The 20,149-nt window shown below is 38.4% G+C and carries 23 protein-coding genes and 6 pseudogenes; 27 read left to right on the top strand and 2 right to left on the bottom strand.

The genetic code is table 11. The features are described 5' to 3' along the window. Positions 1-123 precede the first annotated feature (123 nt). Positions 124-456, top strand: a complete 333-nt coding sequence (locus BMF77_RS10120; protein ID WP_148762577.1) for a DUF6883 domain-containing protein — start codon at positions 124-126, stop codon at positions 454-456. A gap of 22 nt (positions 457-478) precedes the next feature. After that, complete coding sequence (locus BMF77_RS10115) at positions 479-724, top strand: DUF4926 domain-containing protein (protein WP_148762575.1); 246 nt, start codon at positions 479-481, stop codon at positions 722-724. 74 nt (positions 725-798) lie between these two features. Here BMF77_RS10115 and miaB read toward each other — a convergent pair whose 3' ends face one another. Next, positions 799-2,160, bottom strand: coding sequence for a tRNA (N6-isopentenyl adenosine(37)-C2)-methylthiotransferase MiaB (gene miaB, locus BMF77_RS10110; protein ID WP_148762573.1), 1,362 nt, complete (start codon positions 2,158-2,160; stop codon positions 799-801). 945 nt (positions 2,161-3,105) lie between these two features. Here miaB and nifB point away from each other — a divergent pair. The 7 genes and pseudogenes from nifB to BMF77_RS10070 all read left to right on the top strand — a co-directional run. Further along, complete coding sequence (nifB, locus tag BMF77_RS10105; RefSeq protein WP_148762571.1) at positions 3,106-4,545, top strand: nitrogenase cofactor biosynthesis protein NifB; 1,440 nt, start codon at positions 3,106-3,108, stop codon at positions 4,543-4,545. Positions 4,546-4,660: 115 nt separating this feature from the next. Next, a complete protein-coding gene (locus BMF77_RS10100; protein ID WP_148762569.1) occupies positions 4,661-5,005 on the top strand; it encodes a DUF362 domain-containing protein in 345 nt (114 codons plus the stop codon). 228 nt (positions 5,006-5,233) lie between these two features. Continuing rightward, positions 5,234-6,499, top strand: coding sequence for a cysteine desulfurase NifS (gene nifS, locus BMF77_RS10095; protein ID WP_148762567.1), 1,266 nt, complete (start codon positions 5,234-5,236; stop codon positions 6,497-6,499). A 94-nt stretch (positions 6,500-6,593) separates the two neighbouring features. Further along, the gene (gene nifU / locus BMF77_RS10090; RefSeq protein WP_148762565.1) at positions 6,594-7,493 is read left to right on the top strand and encodes a Fe-S cluster assembly protein NifU; all 900 of its coding nucleotides are present in this window, start codon (positions 6,594-6,596) and stop codon (positions 7,491-7,493) included. A 219-nt stretch (positions 7,494-7,712) separates the two neighbouring features. Continuing rightward, positions 7,713-7,862, top strand: a pseudogene (locus BMF77_RS10085) (AAA family ATPase); the annotation flags it as partial. Between the two features lie 491 nt (positions 7,863-8,353). Then, positions 8,354-8,965 (top strand): hypothetical protein, encoded by a 612-nt coding sequence (locus BMF77_RS10080; protein WP_148762563.1) that lies wholly within the window; start codon positions 8,354-8,356, stop codon positions 8,963-8,965. A 458-nt stretch (positions 8,966-9,423) separates the two neighbouring features. After that, positions 9,424-9,522 (top strand): annotated as a pseudogene (locus tag BMF77_RS10070) (hypothetical protein); the annotation flags it as partial. A gap of 209 nt (positions 9,523-9,731) precedes the next feature. Here the strand turns inward: BMF77_RS10070 and cutA are convergent. Beyond that, positions 9,732-10,070, bottom strand: coding sequence for a divalent-cation tolerance protein CutA (gene cutA, locus BMF77_RS10065; protein ID WP_148762557.1), 339 nt, complete (start codon positions 10,068-10,070; stop codon positions 9,732-9,734). Between the two features lie 107 nt (positions 10,071-10,177). Here cutA and BMF77_RS10060 point away from each other — a divergent pair, with 107 nt between their 5' ends. The 18 genes and pseudogenes from BMF77_RS10060 to BMF77_RS09980 all read left to right on the top strand — a co-directional run bounded on the left by BMF77_RS10060 (position 10,178) and on the right by BMF77_RS09980 (position 19,841). After that, on the top strand, positions 10,178-10,426 hold the full coding sequence (locus BMF77_RS10060; protein WP_210422330.1) for a hypothetical protein: 249 nt from the start codon (positions 10,178-10,180) through the stop codon (positions 10,424-10,426). A gap of 156 nt (positions 10,427-10,582) precedes the next feature. After that, positions 10,583-10,807, top strand: a complete 225-nt coding sequence (locus tag BMF77_RS10055) for a hypothetical protein (RefSeq protein ID WP_148762555.1) — start codon at positions 10,583-10,585, stop codon at positions 10,805-10,807. Continuing rightward, a complete protein-coding gene (locus BMF77_RS10050) occupies positions 10,807-11,199 on the top strand; it encodes a type II toxin-antitoxin system VapC family toxin (RefSeq protein ID WP_148762553.1) in 393 nt (130 codons plus the stop codon). The genes BMF77_RS10055 and BMF77_RS10050 overlap by 1 nt, the downstream gene beginning before the upstream one ends. A gap of 75 nt (positions 11,200-11,274) precedes the next feature. Further along, positions 11,275-11,433, top strand: coding sequence for a nucleotidyltransferase family protein (locus BMF77_RS10045; protein WP_246863112.1), 159 nt, complete (start codon positions 11,275-11,277; stop codon positions 11,431-11,433). 224 nt (positions 11,434-11,657) lie between these two features. After that, positions 11,658-12,125: pseudogene (gene iscB, locus BMF77_RS10040) on the top strand (RNA-guided endonuclease IscB); the annotation flags it as partial. Between the two features lie 192 nt (positions 12,126-12,317). Continuing rightward, positions 12,318-12,797 (top strand): annotated as a pseudogene (locus BMF77_RS10035) (HNH endonuclease); the annotation flags it as partial. Then, on the top strand, positions 12,775-13,026 hold the full coding sequence (locus BMF77_RS27255) for a nucleotidyltransferase family protein (protein WP_210422329.1): 252 nt from the start codon (positions 12,775-12,777) through the stop codon (positions 13,024-13,026). The pseudogene BMF77_RS10035 and the gene BMF77_RS27255, both read left to right, overlap by 23 nt. A gap of 26 nt (positions 13,027-13,052) precedes the next feature. Continuing rightward, positions 13,053-13,433 (top strand): hypothetical protein, encoded by a 381-nt coding sequence (locus BMF77_RS10025; protein ID WP_148762551.1) that lies wholly within the window; start codon positions 13,053-13,055, stop codon positions 13,431-13,433. Between the two features lie 47 nt (positions 13,434-13,480). Then, a pseudogene (locus tag BMF77_RS28990) lies at positions 13,481-13,534 on the top strand (hypothetical protein); the annotation flags it as partial. A 5-nt stretch (positions 13,535-13,539) separates the two neighbouring features. Continuing rightward, positions 13,540-14,112 carry a restriction endonuclease subunit S gene (locus tag BMF77_RS10020; protein ID WP_148762549.1) on the top strand — a complete coding sequence of 191 codons (573 nt, stop codon included), beginning with the start codon at positions 13,540-13,542 and terminating at the stop codon, positions 14,110-14,112. A 114-nt stretch (positions 14,113-14,226) separates the two neighbouring features. Then, positions 14,227-14,304, top strand: a pseudogene (locus BMF77_RS28985) (hypothetical protein); the annotation flags it as partial. Between the two features lie 165 nt (positions 14,305-14,469). Then, positions 14,470-15,045, top strand: a complete 576-nt coding sequence (locus BMF77_RS10010) for a restriction endonuclease subunit S (protein WP_168204424.1) — start codon at positions 14,470-14,472, stop codon at positions 15,043-15,045. A gap of 1 nt (position 15,046) precedes the next feature. Next, the gene (locus tag BMF77_RS10005) at positions 15,047-16,396 is read left to right on the top strand and encodes an AAA family ATPase (protein ID WP_148762545.1); all 1,350 of its coding nucleotides are present in this window, start codon (positions 15,047-15,049) and stop codon (positions 16,394-16,396) included. 309 nt (positions 16,397-16,705) lie between these two features. Next, positions 16,706-16,999, top strand: coding sequence for a DUF2281 domain-containing protein (locus tag BMF77_RS10000; protein WP_148762543.1), 294 nt, complete (start codon positions 16,706-16,708; stop codon positions 16,997-16,999). Next, on the top strand, positions 16,992-17,351 hold the full coding sequence (locus BMF77_RS09995; protein ID WP_148762541.1) for a type II toxin-antitoxin system PemK/MazF family toxin: 360 nt from the start codon (positions 16,992-16,994) through the stop codon (positions 17,349-17,351). The genes BMF77_RS10000 and BMF77_RS09995 overlap by 8 nt, the downstream gene beginning before the upstream one ends. 33 nt (positions 17,352-17,384) lie before the next feature. Then, positions 17,385-17,855, top strand: a complete 471-nt coding sequence (locus BMF77_RS09990) for a type I restriction endonuclease (RefSeq protein ID WP_148762539.1) — start codon at positions 17,385-17,387, stop codon at positions 17,853-17,855. Next, the gene (locus tag BMF77_RS09985) at positions 17,842-18,030 is read left to right on the top strand and encodes a hypothetical protein (protein ID WP_148762537.1); all 189 of its coding nucleotides are present in this window, start codon (positions 17,842-17,844) and stop codon (positions 18,028-18,030) included. The genes BMF77_RS09990 and BMF77_RS09985 overlap by 14 nt, the downstream gene beginning before the upstream one ends. Positions 18,031-18,152: 122 nt before the next feature. Next, positions 18,153-19,841 (top strand): IS1634 family transposase, encoded by a 1,689-nt coding sequence (locus tag BMF77_RS09980; RefSeq protein WP_148762535.1) that lies wholly within the window; start codon positions 18,153-18,155, stop codon positions 19,839-19,841. Positions 19,842-20,149 lie beyond the last annotated feature (308 nt).

Here is a 20,149-nt window from a genome sequence, read left to right as displayed (position 1 = left end):
TTGAGTTGTAATGCACGAAAAAAACCAAAGTTGCAAATCTACAAAATTCGCTTCTCAATTTTTTTCTTCGCAGTTAACTCTCTTCAAGGACAGTCTCCAGTAAAATTATGGAGAATGTTACCGATGAAAATCCCAAATAGCAATCGCGCAGTAATCGAACCATCCAAGCTGACTGAGTATTTACTAAATACTGAACATAAACGTGGTGGGACAAAAGCGAAATTACTACTCCAGTTTGGCTATTCCTCCGATGACTGGCAGCAACTAGAATCAGATATCCGTAAGTTTCATTTAACGGTAGATGTTAATCTGATTAAAGAAACTGCTTATGGTACAAGATATGAAATTAGTGCGAATCTATTTACTCCTATCAACAGACCACTTCTTGTCAAGACAGTTTGGCAAATAGATACAGGTAAAGATTTTCCGCGATTGATCACTTTATTTCCTGATTAACAAGCAATATTTGGAGGCTGCAATGAATTTTACCCTTTACTCAGATGTAATTTTATTGCGTGATCTTCCCGAAGAAAACGTATATGCTGGGGACATTGGCACAGTAGTTGAACAACATGATGTTCCCGGACTAGAAACAGGCTACAGCGTTGAATTTTTCGATATGCTGGGCAATACTGTGGCGATTGTAACATTGCCCATGAGTTATTTTCGCTTACCAAATAGTACAGATAGACCCGCAGTTAGGCTGATGACTCATGCTGCGTAGTCTATTTGTACAAGGGTGTTTTTGCCAGGACTATTGAAAGTTCGGGGAGTCTTAAACCATACTCCTGGATTTTATTAAACTGTCACTGGTTGACGAACTTCTACCACTTCTCCAGTTAAACTAAAAGCCCGAACTTCGGTAATTTTGACTTTGACTATTTGTCCTTTAAGTTCATTAATATCACCAGTAAAGAACGTAAGCCGATTTCCGCCGGTTCTTCCCATGACTTGATTTGTGTCTTTGGTGTTTTGAGCTTCTACTAATACTTCTTCAATGCGGCCAAAGTAACGTTGCGATCGCTCGGCTGCCTTAATATTAACTAAATGATTCAATCTTTGCAAGCGATCGCTTTTTACCTCTTCACTGAGTTGATTATCCCACAAAGCCGCAGGTGTGCCAGGACGGGGTGAATAAGCCGCAGTATTCACTAAATCAAAACCGATATCTTCCACCAATTTCAAAGTATTTTCAAACTGTGTTTCTGTCTCACCGGGAAAACCCACAATCGCATCAGCACTAATTGACGCATCTGGCATATATCCTCTAATAGTATCAATAATCCGGCGATATTTTTCGTGTGTATAACCCCGTGACATAGCTTTTAAAAGCTCATTGTCACCAGACTGAAAGGGAATATGGAAATGTTCGCATACCTTGGGCAAATCTGCACAAGCTTTAATTAATCTTTCTGTAAAATAACGTGGATGACTCGTGGCAAATCTAATGCGTTCAATACCCGGTACATCATGTACATAATAAAGTAAATCTGTCAATGTGTGCAGGTGACGACCTTCGGGGGTAGAACCGGGTAAATCTCGTCCATAAGCGTCAATATTTTGACCCAGGAGCGTAATCTCTTTGTACCCTTGTCTCGCTAACTGTTCAATTTCGGATCTAACCGCTTCTGGTGTGCGGGACTGTTCCACACCACGAACGTTAGGAACTACACAATAAGTACAACGTTCGTTACAGCCATAAATGATATTTACCCAAGCTGTGACTTGACTATCCCGACGCGGTTGGGTGATATCTTCAAAAATGTGAACTTCTTCAGTAGCGACAACTTGATTACCTGCAAAAACCGACTCTAGCAAATCTTTCAGACGGTTAGCGTGTTGGGGTCCCATGACTAAATCTAATTCTGGCACCCGTCGCAGTAAAGCTGCCCCTTCTTGTTGGGCAACACAACCAGCAACAATCAAAGTTAAATCAGGTTCTTCCTGCTTGCGTTTGGCCTGTCTACCTAAATAAGAATATACCTTTTGTTCCGCATTATCCCGAATGGTGCAGGTGTTGTAAAGGATTAAATCTGCCTGATTTGGGTCTTCTGACCACTCAAAGCCCATGTCCTCTAAGATGCCAGCCATGCGCTCAGAGTCGGCCTTATTCATTTGGCAACCGAAGGTAATAATGTGGTAATTGCGTTTAGTGGTCATTGGGAATTACGCTTAGTTAGTAATGTATATCAAATCTGTTTATTATTCAGTTTACAACTTTTCTGGCAGAAACAGGCTCATTGAACAGAAGTTTCACACCTTTTATATCTATATGGATAATAACAGCTTTCATCACATTTTCCCTAATTTGGTTTGTTCACTATATATATATAGTAGTAATAATCGAAAGTTTATGGCTAACAAAATTATAACTAATCACCAATAAATAATGATCAAAAAATTAAATCTTTTGCAAATTATCTGCATTAATATAGATGATATAGCAAAGGTATATTCCTTATACAGCAAGATGTACAGCTACAATTTATATCATTAATAATCGAAAAATTAAAAAAATATAAATTGCATTTTTACCCGAAAAAAAATGATAGGTTGTATACAGAATTGAATTTCGCTCGGATCTGGAGTAGTCGGATTAGTCTTACTCCAGTTTTTTATCCTCAAATCCCTGATAAACAAGAGTTTTCAGGATAATTTGCCGAAAAGTTGAGTACAGTCGAATATCAAGAAAACCCAATAAAAAGATAGCTGAAATCCTTACAGGTATTGACTTGGAGATGAGTACAAAGAAATCCTGAACCCCTCACTATAAATACTCGTACCCCTCACTATAAATACTCGTACCCCTACCCGAAAAAATCTTTTTTAATTTTTGTATCGTTGCAATGCAAGGATTTAAGGATTTGAGTACAAACATAATAAATCCAATAAGTTCTATCCCCTGTCAACGAAGGGGGGCAAAAAAAAGGGCTGCTATAAATCATTTATCGCCAATCACTTAACGCTCCTTAACAAAACCAAGTTAGCAGTCAAAAGTGAGTGGAGGGATGAGATTAGCACCATGTCTAAAATAATTTAGATATTGGCAGTAGTAAAAGCATCTCCCACAGTGGCTCTCAAGTCCACCTCCAACAGCGAAATTCAATGACACTACCTGCTACAGATATTCTCACCTCCGACTTTCAGAATGCCATTATCGCCCCTGCTACATCTGCTGCTTGCGGTTGCGACAGCAGCACAACTCCAGAAATGGATGAAAAACTCATAGAACGCATTTCTAAACACCCCTGCTATAGTGAAGAGGCTCATCATCACTATGCACGGATGCACGTTGCCGTTGCTCCAGCTTGCAATATTCAATGTAACTATTGTAACCGCAAGTATGATTGCGCTAACGAAAGTCGTCCTGGAGTAGTGAGTGAATTACTCACACCGGAAGAAGCTGCCCATAAAGTGTTAGTAATTGCCGGAAAAATTCCTCAAATGACTGTGTTGGGAGTTGCTGGTCCTGGTGATCCTTTAGCTAATCCAGAAAAAACTTTTCGGACTTTTGAATTAATTGCCGATAAAGCACCAGATATTAAATTGTGCTTATCTACTAACGGTTTGATGCTAACAGAACATATTGATCGCATCAAACAATTAAATATAGATCACGTTACTATTACCCTTAATACCATTGACCCCGAAATAGGTGCAGAAATCTATTCTTGGGTTCACTATAAACGCAAACGTTACAGAGGGGTTGAAGGGGCAAAAATTCTCCTAGAAAAACAGTTGGAAGGATTGCAAGCTCTCAAAGAAGCTGATATCTTATGCAAAGTTAATTCCGTAATGATTCCCGGAATTAATGACAAACATTTGGTAGAAGTTAATAAGGCTATTCGTGAAAGAGGAGCATTCTTACACAACATTATGCCGCTGATTTCTGCACCAGAACATGGTACACATTTCGGTTTAACTGGTCAACGTGGACCAACAGGAAAAGAACTGAAAGAAGTTCAAGATAGCTGTTCTGGTAACATGAAAATGATGCGCCACTGTCGCCAGTGTCGAGCCGATGCGGTAGGATTATTAGGAGAAGATCGTAGCCAAGAATTTACTAAAGATAAGTTCATGGAAATGGCTCCAGAATATAACTTTGAAACTCGTCAAGAAGTTCACGAAGGGATTGAGAAATTTAGAGAAGAAATTAAGGCTGCCAAAGATAAAGCATCAACTGGCAAAAAATCTGCCGATAGTCCTAAAATCTTGATTGCAGTAGCAACAAAAGGTGGTGGATTAGTTAACCAACATTTCGGACACGCCAAAGAATTTCAAGTTTATGAAGTTGATGGGAATGAAGTTCGTTTTGTTAGTCACCGCAAGATTGATCAATATTGTCAAGGTGGTTACAGCGAAGCAGCTACCGCAGACAATATAATGAAATCAATTGCAGATTGTAAAGCAGTCTTGGTATCGAAAATAGGCAATTGTCCCAAGGAAAAACTAGAAGCAGCAGGAATCCAAACTGTTGAAGCCTATGACGTAATTGAAAAGGTTGCTTTAGAATTTTACGAGCAATATGTTAAGGCTAATGGGTAATGGGTAATAGGTAATGGGTAATAGGAATGGGTAATATGTTCCAATCACCAATCACCAATCACCAATCACCAATTACCTATTACCTCTTCACCAATTCCCACAAAGGTAAATAATCATGGCTTACGAAATTACTAGCCAGTGTATTTCCTGCAAGTTGTGTTTATCTGTTTGTCCTACCGGTGCAATTCAAGAAGTTGACGGTAATTACTGGATTGACTCGGAACTTTGCACAAATTGCGCTGGTAGTATTCACACCGTACCTCAATGTAAAGCCAGTTGTCCTACTGTTGATGGTTGCATTAAACAACCTAGTGATTATTGGGAAAGTTGGTTTGCTACTTACAACCGTGTGAGAGCAAAGTTAACCAATAAGCAAGACTATTGGGAGAATTGGTATAAATCTTATTCCCAAAAGATTGCCCAACAATTGCAAAAGCATCAAGGACCAATAGTTATATAGGTGACAGGTAACAGTTAAGAGGAAATAGGAAATAGAGAATATTTATATTTATCTTTCTTCTGAATTTCTGACTCCTGTAAGGGCGAAGCATTGGGAAAATAGTCTTGGACAAAACCGATAATTTCTGACTCCTGTAAGGGCGAAGCATTGGGAAAATAGTCTTGGACAAAACCGATAATTTATCGCCCGAATGCTTCGCCCCTACTTTATACTTTTATATGGAAAATCATGCAAAATAATTGTATCTATCTTGATAATAATGCCACCACTAAAATAGATCCTGAAGTTGTTGAGGCAATGATGCCTTATTTGACGGACTATTATGCTAATCCTTCTAGTATGCACACTTTTGGTGGACAACTTGGGAAAGCTGTAAAAATAGCTAGAGAACAAGTTGCTGCTTTACTGGGAGCAGATGAATCGGAAATTGTTTTTACCAGTTGCGGAACTGAGGGCGATAATGCTGCTATTCATGCTGCTTTATTAGCTCAACCTGAAAAACGCCATATCATCACTTCCCAAGTAGAACATCCGGCAGTTTTAAATGTCTGCAAACAATTAGAATCTAAAGGTTATCAAGTTACCTATTTGTCGGTAGATTCTCATGGACAAATGGATTTGAGTGAGTTAGAAGCTGCTCTAACTGGTAATACTGCTTTGGTAACAATGATGTATGCCAATAATGAAACCGGCACGATATTTCCAATTGAAGAAATTGGTGCTATGGTTAAAGAATACGGCGCTCTCTTCCACGTTGATGCAGTGCAAGCGGTAGGCAAAATACCCTTGAATATGAAGACCAGCACCATAGATATGTTAACTATATCTGGTCACAAAATTCATGCTCCTAAAGGTATTGGTGCTTTGTATGTGAGACGTGGGGTTCGTTTCCGTCCTCTATTAGTTGGTGGACATCAAGAACGAGGACGCAGAGGCGGTACAGAGAATGTTCCCGGAATTATTGCTCTTGGCAAAGCTGCGGAATTGGAACTGTTACATTTAGAAGAAGTATCTCAGAGATTAACAAAGTTGCGCGATTATTTAGAGAAATCTCTTCTATCCAAAATTCCTGACTGTGAAGTAAATGGTGATATCAAACATAGATTACCAAATACTACAAATATCGGGTTCAAATATATTGAAGGTGAGGCAATTTTGCTCTCTTTAAATAAGTACGGTATTTGTGCTTCTTCTGGTTCTGCTTGTACTTCTGGTTCTCTAGAAGCTTCCCACGTTTTACGAGCTATGGGTTTACCCTACACTACTTTACATGGCTCAATTCGCTTCAGTCTTTCTCGCTACACAACCGAAGCTGAAATTGATCAAGTAATAGCAGTAATGCCGGAAATTGTTGACCGTCTCCGAGCTTTATCTCCCTTCAAAAATGATGAAGCAGGTTGGTTACAACAACAATCCGTAGGGGCGAAGCATTCGGATGATCAATTATCGGTTTCTCCCAAAGACTTTTCTCCGAATGCTTCGCCCGTACATTAGTCATTAGTCAGTTGTCAGTAGTAAGTAAAAACTGACTGCTGACTAATCAAAAATTACGAATCACCGATCTAAAATCCAAAATCTAAAATTAACTATGTGGGACTACACTGATAAAGTATTAGAGTTATTTTACGATCCCAAAAACCAGGGTGCTATTGAAGAAACTGGCGAAGCTGGTGTGAAACTGGCAACTGGTGAAGTGGGAAGTATTGCTTGTGGTGATGCTTTAAGATTACATTTGAAAGTTGAAGAAGCAACAGATAAAATTCTCGATGCTCGGTTTCAAACTTTCGGTTGTACCAGTGCGATCGCTTCTTCGAGCGCTTTAACTGAAATGGTTAAAGGTCTGACTTTAGATGAAGCTTTGGGTGTGACAAATAAGGAAATCGCTGATTATTTAGGTGGTTTACCTCAAGAGAAAATGCACTGTTCTGTTATGGGTCAAGAGGCTTTAGAAGCTGCGATTTATAATTATCGTGGCATTCCTCTAGAGGCACATGACGATGAAGAAGGTGTCCTCATCTGTAGCTGTTTCGGAATAACTGATGCTAAGATCAAGAAAGCAGTTGCACAAAACAATCTCTTCAGTGCAGAGCAAGTAACAAATTATGTAAAAGCTGGTGGCGGATGCGGTTCTTGTTTAACGAAGATTGATGATATAATAAGAGAAGTAAAGCAGGAAGCCGCCAACAAAAATCTCCACAGCTACATGGCGAAAGCTAAAACAGAAATTTCCAGTTCAGAGCAACAAAGACCATTAACTACAGTTCAAAAAATTGCTCTGATTCAAAAAGTATTAGATGAAGAAGTCCGACCTGTTTTAATCGCCGACGGGGGAGATGTAGAACTTTATGATGTTGAAGGCGATAAGATTAAAGTCATTCTTAAAGGTGCTTGCGGTTCATGTTCTAGCAGCACAGCCACTTTAAAGATTGCGATTGAAGCGAGATTACGCGATCGCATCAGTAAAGAAATTATTGTCGAAGCAGTTTAGTAAACAACAGCTAATAGTAAGGGTTTACACCGTAAACCCCTACAACGGAAAAAGAAAAAATCCTTACAACCCAATAAATACTATGAACACCACTAGATTTTCTGTAGAGCGATCGCCTCCATAGATAGCGACGTTCTACAAACGCTCACCGCCGTAGAACTTGGCCGTGAGAACCAACAGACAAAACCACCAATCAACTAATTCTAGGAAACACGAACAATGACTGAAGAAAAAATTAGACAGATAGCTTTCTACGGCAAGGGCGGTATCGGTAAATCTACCACTTCTCAAAATACTTTAGCCGCTATGGCTGAAATGGGTCAACGCATCATGATCGTAGGTTGCGACCCTAAAGCTGACTCTACCCGTTTTAATAATATGGACATCTTCCACACCCAATTTCAGCCAATTCTTTAGGTGTGAGGATTGACGTTTACCTGTACCTTGCTTCTTTGCAGATAGCGTCTTGTATCCCTTGTGGGACTGAAGGAAAGAGGTATTTTAGATAGATGCACCGATGGAAGAAATAACTCACATGGCACGCTACGCAATTCATCCCACGCTCCTAAGAGTGAGACGTGGGGCTTCTTGCTGTTAAGCTAAAAAATTGTTATATTGTCAATACCTTGTTCAAATTGGAAAAAGCCTTGATTTGTAGGTTGGGTTGTGGAACGTGAACGTATCCCTGCGGGACACTGCGTGAACGCGGAGCAATGAGCATGAAACCCAACAAAGCAGGAAATGGACAAGGTATTGATTGTAAGTAAGTGAACGTTCGCAAAGCAATAAAACGGAACGCACTATTGTTTAATAGCGTAGCCATATCAATATCTACAGGATTTAAGGATTGACAGAATTTTATGGCATTTAGCAATTATAAAAGTATTAGTTCAGTTATTAAAAAGTTTCAAATCAAGTATGTGCAATCTAATTTTATGTTGGAAGTAGAATTTCCGGCTAAGGAATCTTTTCAGGAGGAATTAGATTTGCTATTTACAGATGGAGTTATTGATAATTCCGAAGATGCTATTTGTGAAAATCTCATTTATCCAGTATTGAAAGAAGTATGGAAACCTTATCGAAGTAAATTAACTCTTTGGAGTCATGAAGCATTAGCTTATGATGAGGATTTATCAGGTATTCCTGATTATACTGTGACACAGCGAAACTCTTTAAGTACAATTGTTTTTGATAAACCTTATTTTTTGATGGTTGAAGCTAAACAAGACAAATTTGAAGAAGGTTGGAGTCAGTGTTTAGCTGAAATGATCGCAGTTCAGAGAATTAATGATGATTTTGTTAGTGATGTTTTTGGAATTGTTTCTAACGGGAAAATATGGCAATTTGGAAAGTTGGTTGGTGATGTATTTACTCGAAATAAAAATCTGTATATGATTCAAGATTTAGATAAATTATTTGCTGCGGTGAATTATATTTTCCAACAATGTGAATTAAAAATCCAAAAACATTAAAATAATTTCTCGTTCCGATCTCTCGTTCCCATACTCTGTATGGGAATGAATTCTAGAAGGCTCTGCCTTCAAAAACAGTGGAGTCTGGAGTCAGAGCCTCTGTGATAGCATTCCCAGTCGGAGACTGGGAACAAGATAATTACGAATAGGAACTATTTTGAACCTTTAAGATGTGCAGTTTCAGAGTTTTTCAACTGGGATACTGCGGTTGTTAAGTTATTCGCAGCTTTGGTTATATTATACGAATTACCCCGGATTTCTCACCAAAGCGAGGCGCGACCTAGGAATCGCATTGTTTATGAGAAATGTTAGCGACTTTCATCGCCACCTGAAGAAAACCACAGCTATCAAGTATTCATCATGACTTCTAAAGAAAAATTTGAACGACAAAAACCGCAAGTTCACGTTGGCACTATCGGTCACGTAGATCAGGCGATGATATCACAATGGTTATTACCCTGATTCATCCTGTCGCTATGGAAAAAGGATTGCGTTTTGCCATTCGTGAAGGTGGTCGTACCGTAGGTGCGGGAGTTGTCACTGAAATCTTAGCTTAATAGGCAGGTTGATAAACGCGTAGGCTGGGGTGAACCTGCTCCCCCACCCAGCTAGTACCGTGCGGCGTAAGTGAATGAACCATTTTCAAGCCTTGTAATCAATCAAATTTTCGGAGCTTTTAATGGTCATGTTATTTACGCCAAGCTGTACTAGAGCGATCGCATAATTTCCTCAATAATGGGAAGGTTAAAGTTTAAATTCACTAAATTTAACTATCAAGGTTGATATCTGTAGCCTTGGTTTCTGCCATTAGCCAATTTAGGTAATCCTGATTTCCTTGTTCAATTGGTAAAGCCACCACACAAGGTACTTCATAAGAGTGTACTGATTTTACTTTAGCTGTTAGTTCTGCAAATAAATCACGGCGGGATTTCATAATTAAAATAGCTTCTTTTTCTACTTGTAATTCACCGTTCCACCAATAAATGCTTTCCATACCATCAATTATGTTCGCACAGGCAGCAAGATGGGCTTCTACCACAGTTTTACCTACATAAAGAGCTTCAGCACGGTCTTTACAAGTGACGTAAACAAAAAGAAATTCCATATTTTGACTTTATTATATTTGTTTGGGGTAGTAACTGATAATTTTATTGGGGGAAATATTGGTAGGGGCAATGTCTACGAAGAGGGAAGCGATTCCTACGGAGTGCTTTGCGATCGCTCGGTGGAGATGATTCAACTTACGCCCCGGAACGGGAGCGACTCCGCACGGCTCAGAGTTTTTGTGTACCCAAGTCTGATATTGCGGCTCAAGGTTATGATCTAAGTTTGAATCGTTACAAGGAAGTTGTGCATGAGCAGGTTGATCATCTTGCACCTCAAGAGATTCTGGCTAATTTGGCGAAGTTAGAGGTGGAAATTCAGCAGGGGATGGAGAAATTGGAGGCATTGCTAAAATAGTTAATAAAAGCCGTTTATGGGAGAAAAAGCAACGCAGATATAGCAAGATTCTGAAGGGTACGTAGATGAACACAGATAAAATTTTTCTTTTGCCAGCAAAGTGCTATCATTTGAGTAATAATCCGGTAGTAGACTAGCACTAGCAAAGGAGGCAGTATGGCAACAATTACCATTCGTAATATATCCGATGAGTTGCTTGATCGCATTAAACGCTTGGCGGCACAAAAGGGGGTTTCGATGGAGCAAGAAGTCCGTGATTTGTTGCAAAAACGTTATGGGCAAAGGGATGAAGTGCTTGCTCGTATTCGTCAACGGGCGGAGGTATTACCGATGGAAGCAGAAATTCGGGTGCAGTCTTGGAAATCAGAAGGACGACCTTGATGGTAATTGATACGATGGTTTTTGCTTATGCCCTCTTGCACGTAGAGAACAAGTATGAACAAGCGCTCGCTGCTTTGGAAAGTGTAGATCAGATTGTGGTGCCTGATTCGTTGTTTGCCGAGTTGGGTAATGTGATTTGGCAATGGATACAATTTCGACAATTACCTTTACAAATAGGTTTGGATGCGTTGCAAGATGCTGAGGCATTGGTTGATGTGATGATTTCTAGTTCTCAAATTCGGGATGTTGCTCTTAAACTGGCAGTCGAGGCAAATCATTCATTCTACGATACTTTATTCGTGGCAGCAGCAATTCATTCTGATACTCAGGTGCTTACTTATGATCGGAAACTGGGGGCTAAGTTCGGTGACTACGTTATCTTACTAGAATAGGGATGAAAAAATTGGAGGGAATGATGAAATAATTGTATTTGTTAAGATTAAATTAACTGTGGCTAACGATAAAATATGATGAAACCTATTAAGGAAATTCGGGAAGTTTTATCACTACAAAAGCAATCTCTCTGTGAAATTTATCAAATTACAGAAATTGGGATCTTTGGTTCTTATGCTAGGGGAGAGGAGACGGACGCAAGTGATATAGATATTTTGGTTGATTGTCAGTAACTCAGCCCTAAAGGGACTGAGCTTGTAAGAAATTACAAGCTGTACTGACCAGTCTAAGTCTTAACTGACTACGTTTTTTGAGTCATGACACCCTGGAATGCGAAGCCAGTTCCCTGCTCTGTCATTTGCAATTAAACAGTTTTAAAGTCACTGAAACAGTGTTGCAAATCTAAAAAGCTCTTAAAACATTGACGAGGCTAACATTACCCGCAAGGAGGGACTTTATGTCCAAAGTATTTGTAATTAACACCGACAAACAACCATTAAATCCAATTCATTCAGCCCAAGCTAGACAACTATTAAGAAATGGTAAAGCAGCAGTTTTTAGACGTTTTCCTTTCACAATTATCTTAAAAGAATCTCGCCCAGATTTTTCGGTATCACCTCTAAGGTTAAAGATTGATCCAGGGGCAAAGCATACAGGAATAGCGTTAATCAACGATACTACTGGTGAGGTTGTATTCGCTGCTGAATTAAAACATAGAGGTTTTGCAATTCGAGATGCTTTAACTTCTAGAAGACAATTAAGACGTTTTAGACGTACTAGAAAAACTCGTTACAGACAACCAAGATTTTTGAATAGAACACGCTGTTTAGGCTGGTTAACACCGAGCTTGCAGAGTCGGATTGAGAATATCAAAACTTGGATTAAGAAGTTGCGCCAATTTGCGCCAATTGGGGCGATTAGTCAAGAATTGGGGGTCTTAGGGACTTGTTATGCTAAATTATTTTTTTTAAATCCCAAGATCCTTGTTATATAAGGATTTTACATTAATTCATTGGTTATTTTGACAAATTTGGTATCAAAAACAATAAAATCCTTTATTTATATGGGTTGTGGGGTAAATAAACTCATATTTGGCATAACAGGTACGGAAGAACCAGAATTGGTACGGTTTGATATGCAGTTAATGGCTAATCCTGATATTCAAGGCAAGGAATACCAGCAAGGAACATTAACTGGTTACGAAACCAGAGAATACTTACTAGAAAAGTGGAATAGACAATGTGCCTACTGTGGAGTGAAAGACGTTCCTTTTCAAGTTGAACACATTCACCCAAGAGCCAAGGGTGGTAATAATTCAATAACAAATCTCGCTTTAAGTTGCGAGAAATGTAACACCAAAAAAGGAACGAAAGATATCAAAGATTTCCTCAAAAAAGATCCATCAAAATTGGAAAAAATCTTGAAACAAGCAAAAAATGTCAAAACTGGTAAAAAAGTTGGTGAATATATTGGAAGAATAGCAACCCGTGCTACTGGAAGTTTCAATATTTAAACTAGAAATGGACTACTCCAAGGAATTAGTTATAAAACCTGTAAAACTATCCACAAAAAAGATGGTTATAGCTACTCAAATTAAAAGATTCAATGCGGTTAAAACTGCTCGTGCCGCTTCCCTCTCAGCACTGAAGTGTCTGAGTTTCTCACTTACCGCGAGGTCTTATGAAACAGCACCTACTTTTATAATGTTGGTGGAATTTAGAGATTATTTAAGTCAGTTGTTTGGCTTGAAGGTGGATGTTGTTACTAAGAACGGGCTTAAACCCCGGATTCGTGAGCGTGTTTTAGCTGAGGCTATTTCTATATAATTTATATTACCGAAGAGCAAAAAATTATGCAAATTACTTTAGACATACCTGATGAAATGGCGCGAAATTTAGAATCTCGCAAGGAAGATTTACCCCAAATTTTGGCTTTAGGATTGCGAGAAATTAGTGCTAATCCGGCGACAGGTTTTTCTGGACTAACTGAAGTTTTAGAGTTTTTGGCAAAGTTACCATCTCCTCAAGAAATTTTAACTCTCCGTCTTTCTCCTATAGTTCAGGCTGAAATTGAATCTCTTTTAGACAAAAATCGTAGTCAAGGTTTAGATGAAAGCGATAGCGAGGCGCTGCTGCAAGCAGATCGCTGTCTGTGGCAATATTATGAGTTTATTGAGCATTTGGTACGTCTTGCTAAGTCTCAAGCTTTACTCAGGTTACAACAAAGTGCATGAGTATCTCCCTGTGCGTAAGATAATTGCTCAATTGGAATCACATAAAAATGAATGAATTAGATAATATGCTGATATATAAATATTTACGGGTTGATGTGGCGGTTGTATGGGTTACGGTTCAGCTTTCTTTACCATCATTAAAAGCAGTTGTGATAAAGGAATTAGAGGAGATGCTAGGATGAGCGGATGGGAAATTGTTACATTGGAAGACGTAACTGTTGATGGTTCACAAGGTCTCAAGCGTGGTCCTTTTGGTGGAGCTATTAAGAAAGACTCGTTCGTTCCAGATGGATATAAAATTTATGAGCAAAAACACGCTATTTATGGCAACTTTGACAGTGGAGATTACTTCATTAGTGAGGCTCGATATAAAGAACTAAAGAGTTTTGCTGTAGAATCAGGAGATTTGATTGTAAGCTGTTCAGGAACTTTAGGTCGTGTGGCAGTTGTTCCACCAAATGTAAAACCCGGAATAATAAATCAGGCTTTGTTGAGAATTCGCCCAAAATCAAACCTTGTATCTTCCCGATTTCTCAAAATGTTACTTGAGACTCCCGATCTTCAGTCTCGGTTGTTTGGAAGTGCAGGGGGTTCTGCTACAGGGGAAACGCATCTTATCAATAAGGACTATTTAATCTCAATAATGACCCAAAAATTTGCATTAATGTCTACTTATTGACAATAATTTAAACCATCACGATGACTCTGAAAAAATCCATCAAACGATAAATACCGATTCTTTCGTTTATACACAAAAATGGTATTTTGTCAATAAAATTTAGATGCGTTTCCCCTGGGTTCTGCTATAAAAAATGTCAAACCACTTTCTGAAATACGGCAAGTAAAGTTTCATTTACCACCACTAGAAGAACAAAAACGGATTGCAGAGATACTAGATCAAGCGGAAGAACTGAGGACTAAACGACGGAAAGCGATCGCACAATTCGACACCCTCCCCCAAGCCATCTTCATAGAAATGTTCGGGAATAATGCTCCTCTTGAAAGTGGATGGGATACTGTTAGCTTTGGTAATTTAATGGAAGTTTTAACTGACTATCATGCAAATGGTAGCTATGAAATTTTACGAGACAATGTTGTATTAAAGAATCAAATTGATCATGCTTTGATGATTAGAACAACAGATTTAGAGAATAACAACTTTCAAAATAACTGTATTTATATTGATGAAAAAGCATATAATTTTTTGAGCAAATCAAAAGTTTATGGCGGAGAAATTCTTATCAATAAGATAGGTAGTGCCGGCAAAGTATATCTTATGCCTTATTTAAAAAGACCAGTATCATTAGGCATGAATGCGTTTTTGATTCGTTTAAATAATAAAGTAAATACCTCATTTATTTATTATTTTTTAACTTTTTCGTATGGTAAAGAAGCAATTAATAAAAATGTAAAGGGTGCTGTCACAAAAACAATTACAAAAGAAGCAATAAGAGGAATTACAATTCCTGTCCCACCTCTTTATCTTCAAGAAGAATTTTCCCACCGCGTTGAAGCTGTAGAAAAACTCAAAGCAGTACACCGCGCTTCATTATCAGAACTCGATGCCCTTTTTGCTTCCCTCCAACATCGAGCCTTTAGAGGAGAATTGTAACATGAGCGCCATGCTAACAGAATTTACCCTCGCCAACTTTAAAAGTTATCGTACCAGCCACTTACCCCTGGGATCTTTAACCGTGCTAATAGGTGCAAACGCCGCAGGTAAAAGTAACGCCCTGGAAGATTTGCGGTTTTTGTCATGGCTGGCACAAGGACAAAAACTCGACCGTATTCAATATGCAGTGAATAGCGCCGAGCGAGTTGTACGTGGTCGAGTCAATGACTTATGCCATCGGGGAGAATCAAATTTTACCATCGGTTGCCGTTTAGACTCAACAGAATGGAACGAACTCAATATAACCCTGAATGTCCGTGATGGAGAACTGCACATCAGTAATGAGCGAATTGCTGACTTAACAAATTCAGTCCCACTATATGAGTTAAATCAGCCTTCAGAAGGGATAAATACTGATGTTAGTGTGGCATATAACAACTTTACAAGAGGGCAGAACAAGCCACGAATAACTTGCAGTGATCAAATGGCTATCTTTGTGCAATTAGACAGCCCTGCCCGTTTTGATGCCAAATATGAAAATTCCCAAAAGATAATTCCTGAAACAGTCCGCGAATATCAACGAGTCTTACAGAATATCCTGTTTTTAGATCCCGTTCCCGCCAAAATGCGCGAGTACAGTTTTAAATCTGATAAGCGATTACAAGAAGATGGTACTAATCTATCCAGCGTTCTCTATCGCTTATGGGAGAACCAACCAGAAAATCAACAGACCATTCTCAACTTCATCCAGAGTTTACCAGAACAGGCTATAGATGGGCTAGATTTTCTTTTCGGTCCACGGGATGAAGTTATGGTGCGACTAGCGGAAACCTTTGGTAATAACCATCGCTATTGTGAAGCCGCATTGTTATCAGATGGCACATTGCGGGTATTAGCGATAGCGAAGCGCTCCGCAGGAATCGCAGCAGCTATGCTATCGGCTACCGAAGGAAGTTTAGTAGTTATCGAAGAAATTGATAACGGTGTTCATCCCAACCGCGCCCAGCATCTACTAGCCAGCATCCGAGATATTGCCGAAAAGCGTAAATTACGAGTATTACTTTCCACTCACAACCCAGCCTTAATGGATGCTTTACCAGATGCGGCTTTACGTGATGTTGTCTTTTGTTTCCGAGATCCAGAGGAAGGGAATCAAGGAAATAGTCGCCTGATTAGGCTTGGGGATATGTACGATTTCCCTAGTCTGATATCCCAGAGACCACTGGGACAACTGGTAACTGCTGGAGTAGTGGATAGGTTCGTTAAGTCACCCTACACACCTGAAGACAGAAAACAGCAAGCTCTGGCCTGGCTGTCTCGTTTACAGGAGTACAGCAATTTATCTATTTAATTTGATTAACTTAATCATAAGTAGGTCGGCGTTAAAAAATCAATCTATGTAACGAAATATAAATTAACGAATACCTTATAAATAGGGTGTTTCACGGTTTTTACAAAACTAAACATATATCGATTTTATTGGGCCGACTTACTTAGTAAATCTAGTGAAGAATGTTTCCTTATGTGGAAAAATAGCATTACACTTAATTAAGTTGTACTTTTATTACTGACAGGGAGACAAACAAAGCTGAAAATAAAACAGTGTAAATAATGTGACGATTTATGGTAAAAAAATTGGAGAAACCCCAGAAATAAAACCATGCAAAACACAGCCAACATTGAACAAATAATCCTCAACAACCTACGCCAACTACCCCCAGAAAAACAACAAGAAGTTTTAGACTTTACGGAATTTCTGCAACAAAAACTCACAACAACAAAAACAAAAACATCTTCACCATCCCTCAAAGAAATTGCAGCCATGCCACTAACACAAAGACATCAGCACCTTGCCCAGTTCATTCCTCAAACCGCTACAGACTTCCTCACCAACCCAGAACTAACAGAATTTTCCGTATTAGACACTGAAGACTGGGAACTTGAACATGACTAACCCCAAACGTGGCGAAATTTGGTTAGTAGACCTCAACCCTACCAGAGGGCAAGAAATCCAGAAAACTCGCCCTGTAGTAGTTATCAGTGCCGATATTTTTAATCCTATCCCCATCAGAATCATTATTCCTATTACAAGCTGGCAAGAAAAATTTAAAGAGCGCCCTTTTATGGTGAAAATTGCAGCCAGTCCAGAAAATCAACTTGAGCGAGATTCAGCCGGAAATGTTTTGCAAGTTCGCAGCATTTCCACGGAAAGATTTGTCAAACAGTTGGGACAAGTTCTAGACGAAACCCTACAAGAATTGTTATCAGGTCTAGTTATTTGCATTGATTACGAACCCAGTCCATAATATATTATTATATACAAAAGCTTGATTAACTGAATGAGCCAGTTTACCTTCCTGCAAACCGAATTTCCGACAATTTACGAATCTGCTCACAAAGCCTTTAAAACAGATAAAAATACTCTAGATGAGACAATTAAACAACTACGGGCAGAATTAGCATCTGTAAAACAAGCAAATACTACCCAACCAGATACTCACGACTATTCTGAACAACAAACCCGCGATATCTTCATAGACCTGTTATTAAAAGAAGCAGGGTGGATACTGGTTTCGACTCCGCTCAACCAGCGAGAAGGTTCCCTGAGCGAAGTCGAAGGGAACATCAAAGGGGGAACAATTTCCAGTGAATTTCCAGTGACAGGGATGCCCAATTCATCGGGTACAGGCTTCGTAGATTATGTTTTATGGGGAGATGATGGTAAACCCTTAGCAGTGGTAGAAGCCAAACGTACCCGCACCGACCCCCGTAGCGGTCAGCAACAGGCTAAACTCTATGCTGATTGTTGATAATTTAGAATGGAATGATGAAGGTAATATACCAGAAAAAATAGAAGCAGCAGGAGTAAATCAATGGCTGTTTAATAAAGATACTGTAGATAAAGTATTAGAGCATTTAACCCACATTCCGCACCCCAAACTGTCACAGATCAAAAAAGCCCTTAAAGTAGTACATAATAACTAAAGTCAATTCAAAAATTAAGATGCTTAATGAGAATAAGTAGCATTAAAAGGGACGTGGTGTGATAAAGTGAAACTTGGTAACAAAAGAAAAAAATGAATTGATAACCAAATAAGAAATAATTGATGACAACAGAAGTATTAGAGGAAACTGTTGTGAAATTAAAACCTCAAGAAATAGAAATTGAGAACATAGACCATCTAGGGATAGTAGCAGGAATCATAGATTCAATCGGAATAGTAGAAATAATAAATGAATTAATAGGAGTCGAAAAAGACGAAAAAGTAAATGCAGGTCAAGTGGTAAAAGCCATGATAATAAACGGGTTAGGATTTGTCTCCAAACCGTTATATATGTTTCCCCAATATTTTGAAACAATCGCCTGTGAGCATCTAATAGGAACAGGAGTAAAACCAGAATATCTTAACGACGATAAATTGGGGAGAGTCATGGATAAACTGTTTATAAAAGGCTTAGATACAATCTTTTTTATCATAGCCTTAAAAGCTGCTCAAAAATTTGGAGTATCACTATCAACATCACATCTAGACTCATCATCAATGCACGTGCATGGGCAGTATAACACTAGCTTACCATTCGTAATATTTGAGAGTCAAAAAGTAGGAAATAACCAAGAATTAGAAGAATTAGCAGTAAAATCACCAAAAGAAATAACCATCACCTACGGTTATTCCCGTGACCATAGACCAGATTTAAAACAATTCATCATAGAAATGATATGTTCAGGAGATGGAGACATCCCAATATTTTTAAAACTAGCATCGGGAAATCAAGCAGATTCATCATGTTTTGGTCAAATAGCAGTAGAATATCAAAAACAATTAGAAGTTAATAGTCTCATGGTTGCTGACGCTGCTTTATATACAGAATCAAACCTGAAAATGATGTCAGAATTACGTTGGTTATGTCGAGTACCATTAAGCATAAAAGCAGCAAAAACATTAATATCAACATTAGCAGAATCAGAATTTATTGATAGTACAATACCAGGATATAAATTAGCATCAAAAATCCAAAATTATGCAGGGATAGAACAAAGATGGTTAGTAGTGCAAAGTCAAGAAAGAAAAGAATCAGACCTGCATAAGCTCACACAAAAAATTACCAAAGCAGAATCAAAAGCTGTGCAAGATTTGAAAAAGTTATCACAAGAGAGATTTGCATGTGTTGCAGATGCTATCAAGGCATTATCAAAATTATCAAAACAATTCAAATATCACCAAATTAACGTAAGTATTGTTACTCAAATCGAATCTAAGACAAAAGATTCTCCAGAAGAAATATCTTACCAAATATCAGCTACAGTCTCCCAGAATGAAAGTAAAATTAATACAGAATTGCTGAGTGCGGGACGTTTTATTATTGCGACAAATGTTTTAGATTCACAGGAACTAAGCAATGATTCTATGCTAAGTGAATATAAAGCCCAGCAGTCATGTGAGAGGGGGTTTGGTTTTCTCAAAGACCCATTATTTTTTGCCGACAGTATTTTCCTCAAAAGTCCTGAGAGAATAGAGTCTTTGGGAATGATTATGGGTTTATGTCTACTGGTTTATACTTTGGCTCAACGTCATATTAGAAATGCTCTTTTGGAGTCTAAATCAACAATTAAAAATCAATTAGGCAAAGCAACTAATCGTCCTACTTTACGCTGGATTTTTCAATGCTTTCAGTGTATTCATTTGGTTACACTCAATCAGGAGAAACATATTTCTAATTGGAATAAGGACAGAGATTTTATCTTGAGTCTTTTACCAGATGATTGTTTACGTTACTATCAATTAGTCAGCTAATTATCATCTCTATCAATTTAATTTCTCTTGTAAAGATGAGCTAATCTCTTTGATTTATAGCTCCATTTTACTATGTCTATAATTTCGTTTTTTACTTTAATTGATTAGTCTAACTTATAATTGTTTCTTGAATATCTTCTTTCGCTTATCTATTGACCTCTCCAGGTGGTGTGCATTCTTATTGCTTCTTATTGAGAATAGATTTTGATGACATTTTTGGTGATTTACTGTTTCTCAAATGCCTTTTTTCACTTTATCTGTTTGTTTTGATGCTCCCTTTGATTTTCATCTCCGTAATTTCCCTCTGT

The sequence above is a fragment of the Dolichospermum sp. UHCC 0315A genome, assembly GCF_008121535.1.
GTDB classification, from domain to species: Bacteria; Cyanobacteriota; Cyanobacteriia; order Cyanobacteriales; family Nostocaceae; genus Dolichospermum; species Dolichospermum lemmermannii.
This window is presented reverse-complemented; position numbering and strand designations above follow the sequence as displayed.